The organism is Hydrocoleum sp. CS-953 (assembly GCF_002260545.1).
Lineage (GTDB): Bacteria > Cyanobacteriota > Cyanobacteriia > Cyanobacteriales > Microcoleaceae > Trichodesmium.
Window position 1 is genome coordinate 1 of record NZ_LGSU01000855.1, and the last position, 5,062, is coordinate 5,062.

The 5,062-nt window shown below is 33.9% G+C and carries 5 protein-coding genes; 1 reads left to right on the forward strand and 4 read right to left on the reverse strand.

The window, feature by feature from the left end; genetic code table 11:
• Nucleotides 1-268: 268 nt before the first annotated feature.
• The gene (locus AFK68_RS11100) at nt 269-1,360 is read right to left on the reverse strand and encodes a metallophosphoesterase (protein ID WP_094672776.1); all 1,092 of its coding nucleotides are present in this window, start codon (nt 1,358-1,360) and stop codon (nt 269-271) included.
• 561 nt (nt 1,361-1,921) lie between these two features.
• Here AFK68_RS11100 and AFK68_RS11105 point away from each other — a divergent pair.
• Nucleotides 1,922-3,667, forward strand: a complete 1,746-nt coding sequence (locus AFK68_RS11105; RefSeq protein WP_094672778.1) for a hypothetical protein — start codon at nt 1,922-1,924, stop codon at nt 3,665-3,667.
• 41 nt (nt 3,668-3,708) lie between these two features.
• On the opposite strand, the gene AFK68_RS36595 is transcribed toward AFK68_RS11105, so the two are convergent.
• The 3 genes from AFK68_RS36595 to AFK68_RS11115 all read right to left on the reverse strand — a co-directional run bounded on the left by AFK68_RS36595 (nt 3,709) and on the right by AFK68_RS11115 (nt 4,940).
• On the reverse strand, nt 3,709-3,855 hold the full coding sequence (locus AFK68_RS36595; RefSeq protein ID WP_168186409.1) for a hypothetical protein: 147 nt from the start codon (nt 3,853-3,855) through the stop codon (nt 3,709-3,711).
• Nucleotides 3,856-3,968: 113 nt separating this feature from the next.
• Entirely contained in the window at nt 3,969-4,211 is a 243-nt protein-coding gene (locus tag AFK68_RS11110; RefSeq protein ID WP_094672780.1) for a hypothetical protein, read from the reverse strand.
• 138 nt (nt 4,212-4,349) lie between these two features.
• Nucleotides 4,350-4,940 (reverse strand): hypothetical protein, encoded by a 591-nt coding sequence (locus tag AFK68_RS11115; protein WP_094672781.1) that lies wholly within the window; start codon nt 4,938-4,940, stop codon nt 4,350-4,352.
• Nucleotides 4,941-5,062 lie beyond the last annotated feature (122 nt).

Sequence of the window (5,062 nt, forward strand, 5' to 3'; positions counted from 1 at the left end):
ACAGTTAGGTTTACACAAACAATACCAGTGGACATGATATAACTGAATAATAATTTAAAAGTCAAAAGCGATTAAATATGAACTTTTGACTTAACTACTTTTGACAAGTAAAAATTATTACCTATTGAAAATCAAATAAAGTCTAAAATCAAAACACTTCTTGCAAACGTTAGAAATAGAAAATAAGAAAGATCGACATTATAAAAAAGTCAGAAAAAGTTTATTTTTGTCATAGGTTGAATAACTGACTTAGGCAAATAGACGAATTTTATTGCAACATTAATATGGCATTATTATCAATATTATTAGTAGCACTAAAACCTTGAAAATATTGCCGGACATCAGGTGGAAAATTAGGAAAGTCTAACACAGCATCTCCAGCAGCAATATCAGCCCAAAAATAACGCAGACTAGGAGCAAGTTTTTTGGCAACTTCTGGGGATAAATTTAAAGGATGGTTAGTCAGAAGTTTAGACATAAAATGAAAAGAGCGATCGCCGATCCAGTCCCTAGAAATATCACTTAGATTAGGTAAGTTAGGCAAAGAATTAACGCGATGACTCTCAATTTTTAAAGACTGTTTACCATCGGCATTAGTAGTAAAATCAATTATCCGATAAGGATGAGGATAACTAACTAAAGAACCAGTTGTAATTTCATAAATTCCTTCATATTCAGCAATATCCTGAACATGAAGATGACCAGTAAATATAAGTTTTACACCATAAGATTGGAGAATATCTAACAAGACAGACCTATTTTCTAACATATAACGACGACCAAGAGGATTATTATATTGGTCTGGCAAATGTTCAATCACATTGTGATGTATCATTACCAATACTAATTCCTCTTCAGCAGTGGTTAAAACTTGTTGTAACCAATCTAATTGTTCTGTGTCTAAACCACCAATATATTCTTGTTTTCCTGAATTATTAAATTGATTAGAATTTAACCCAATTATCCGCACTCCAGGCAATACTTGTTGGGTATAATATAATTGTTGTTGATAATCATATCCGCAATGATGATAATAACTAGGAAAATCTGCTAAACCAATAGAATAATCATTGGCAAATTTGATAGGTACATCGTGATTACCAGGAACTACATAAACAGGGTAAGGAAGTGCAGCTAATCTTTTGCTTAACCAGGTATGATTTTCTGGTTCACCATCTTGAGTTAAGTCTCCAGGTAGTAGTAAAAAATCAATATCTAATTTACTTAAATGTTCTAGTACCAGTTCCAAAGCAGGAATACTAACTTCTACTAAATGAAAACGATGTGCTTGTTCAGCAATAGTATGAGGAACTGCAATATGTAAGTCACTAGCAACAGCAAATCTAAAATTTAAAGCCATGGAAAAAGTCCTCTGGAAGTTAGGCTAAATTAATATTTTAATTATTTCTCTAGATTTCTATTGTATTTCACAATTAGTGAGAAATAAATAGGATGTGGACAACTAGAAAAATTCAAAGCTATTACCTGTAAACTTTGATCGAGGCTGAGTGCTGAGTGCTGTTTGTGCAAAATCCTAGCACGGAAATGCTCAATTCTATAGAACTCATTTTCTATCTTTAGATATCCTAATTTTCTTTTCTACAACATTCGCGGTATAGCTGTTGCTAGGCTCCTAGTGCAGGATGGCGGAAATATGTTACCAGTGACAAAATACTCAAAGCCTTACCAATCAAAACTTATGACTTCTGTACGGGCGTTAACGTTTGCGGAGCATTCCGATAGGAAAGTTGTGCGTAGCTAATGGCCATTCGCCCGTACGACTTCTGACTTCCGCGTAGCGGTACTAGCCATTTGCCCCTACTTGTGACTTCTGCTATAAGTTGACGGTTAGATATAATAACATTATTATATACTATAATATAGAAACAAAAAGGCAATCTGTAAACTCTAGGTGAAAGCAATGCCAGAAGCTGAACTTCCTGGAAACCAGCACTTATCAGAAACAAACGATCCAGTAAATTACAAAAATCTGGACCAAAATTCTGAAGCGGACAAAATTGAACAACATCTAGCACCAGAAAAACAAACATCTTCAGAGAATGATGAGTGGGAGACTGTTAATTTCCCTGGTGCTATTGGTGTAGATTCAATTCCAGTATTAGAAACAACTTCAGAAGAACAACAAGATTTAATATTAGCTGCTCAACACAGAACCGAAATAAAGTCCCAGGAAGTTCCAGGAGTTGAAGTAGTTTTGACAAAAGATTCTACCGAAGAACTAGAGTCTGCAAATCTTATGGAAGCTTTGCATGAATGTAACCGTGAACTGGTAAATCGAGTTACAGAACTAGAAACATCCTTAGAAGAATGTCAGCAAACTCTAGAAAATCAAGAAAAGTTACTAGAAGAAAGAACTAGAGAATTAGCAGCAACTCAACAGCAGGTAACTCGTCTATTCTACAAACTAGAATTGTGTAATCAAATTATTCAGCGCCAGGAAGTTTTAGTAGAGTCTCTAACAGATAGGTGGGAAAATAGTCAGCAACAACAGGCACAAATGGAAAGAGAATGTGCTTTAACTAAACAATCTTATAACCAACAAAGTTATCATCTTAAGGAATTAGAAAATAGTTGCCGAGAGTTGCGCTCAAGATTATACCGACAGCAACAGCAAACTCTACAGTTTAAAGCAGCTTTAGAAAGATGCTTGGAAATGCCGGGGAGAATGGATACCACAAATCAACCAACAGAAAAACCTACAGAACTATCTCCAATTGTAGCATCTCAAGTAAGTTCTGAATCTGAAACTTTAAAGGGAGAAACATCTCCAGTTACAACATCTGAGGTAAGTTCTCAATCAGAACCTTCTAAACAAGAGAATCCTTTTATTAAAACTAACACGAAAATATTACCTCTGACAAATTCGGAACCAGTTCAACCTTGGTCTCCACAGATACAAAATCAACAAGAAGAAGAATATATTCTTGACAAGAAAGAAACAACTATTGCTAAGATTAATTTAGGCAAAAAAGTAGATTTACCTGAAGGTTTGACAAGACCACAACAAGTATCATCATCAGAAGAAAATACTTCTGAGAATCACTTTTTTGCTGAGGTCAGCGAAAGTACATTAAATCCTACTCTACCCTCATTTAGTAGAATAGGTGAAGTTCCTAATTATGAATTAGTAGACGAAGCATCCCAAAAAGATATTTTAGAAAATACAGAAGTAGGAGAGTATGTAGTTATAGAAAATGATTTAGCTGAAGCACAAAGTCAATATCAGGAAGTAGAAAGATTCGAAGAAAATAAGGTCATAGCAGAAACTAAAAAAGTAGATACTTTTGCAGAGGAAGCAAACACAGAAATTAAACATGAACGGATATCATGGAATATATCTACAGGAAAGTGGAATGTTTGCGAGTATCAACCTGAACCAGAAATAGAAATAGATCCCGAAATAAATGCAGAAGAGTTTTCTGAAGTTGGAGAGGAAGTGGAGCAAAGTGTTGAAGAAACAAAACCATTCAGTAGTAAGCTAGATTTACCAACTTGGAACCCACCTGTATTTGAGTCTGAACCTTTTGAAGAAGAAGATGTAGTATCAGAAGTGCCACAAAAACAGGGCTTTTCACTAGGAGCAATAGATTTACCTAACTTTCCTAGAATTCCTATTGATGAACAACCATCGGCAGTTAATGGGTAAAATTTAGTTGAGAAAAATTGTAGCGTTTTGCTTTTTTAAGATTAAATATCTAGTATTGCAAATAATTCTTTTTGCTTTTGGTTATTTTCCAATACTTCTTCAACAGTGAACCAATGATTGACAATAAGTTGATGGTTATTCAGGTCATCTATTGCTTTTTGAATAATAGAAAAACTTTGTAAAATCAAAAGTGTTCTTGATTTAGCATTAATTGTTTTCGCTCGACTTAAACTTTTAATTGCAGCACGTATTCTCTCTAAAATACCAGCTTGGTCAATACCTCCTTTTATTTCAACAGCAGCTATAATTTTTTCATCTTTATAAATTCCGCAACAAATGAAAATGCAAAGGCTTCTTTGTATCTATATAAACCTAGAATTGGTAGAGATTTATTGCCAATATAAGATACCAGTTTACCTAACTTTAGTTCCTCTTGAATGAGATGTGAAAATTTAGTTTCTATGCGCTTTCTTTCATTGTAGTTATTGATAGAGCTTTTAGCAGTTTCATCTTCCCATTCTGGAAATAGACTAAGTTGTTTCATTAGTAATTTTTTTTACTTATTTGTCTGAGTAATGGAAAGATTACAGTGTAAGTTTTTCAGTCACTAGAGCTGCAAAAAGTTGGTATTTTGAGAATACAATATTCGCTCTCCCCACACTTCCCACAGTTCCCACACCTCTTATCTTCCCCCCGCTTCAATTGCAGAATTAGCCATTTTTGCTAAAGTTTCCCCTTCAATTTCAGGACTTTGACCAACACCTTTTAAAGAAATGCGATAAAAGACTCCTTTATACTCCCAGCCAATAATTGGAGGCGCACAAGATGCAGCACAAGTTAAGGGTCTAAAATATCCTTTAATATTTTGTACTAAACTCAATTCTCTACTAAATTCATCTTCTAAAGATTTACCTCCCTTTTCAGCACTAAAATAACCAATTGAACAAGCATTACCAGTACAATTAGGTTCAAAAGCTAAAGTAATTTTATAACCATTAGTTGTACCTTTACCCTCAATATAAATCTTTTTATCTGTACCTGTAATTAATAATTTACTAGGCAGCAAAATTGGCACTTGAGTTTGTTCTTTTATTTTCGGCAAAATTTCTTGTAGTTCTGCTGCGACTGGTGTAGATTTTTCAGCGAGTAATACATTATTATTTTGGGGATTAATTGGATGATTAAATGCTTTAAGCATTGGTTGTGAATAATTCCCAAATACTATTAGACTGCTGAGTAAAAATGTGCTTTTAAAAAGAGCAACTATAGACATAATTAAAATCCTAGCAAAATATTAAACTGAATATTGAAGCAAGTTTTAGGTAATAGGTTTGAACCGAAATCCAGTTATAGAGTCATCGCATTTGCTACTTCCTATCAAGATGGCTCTTGAAT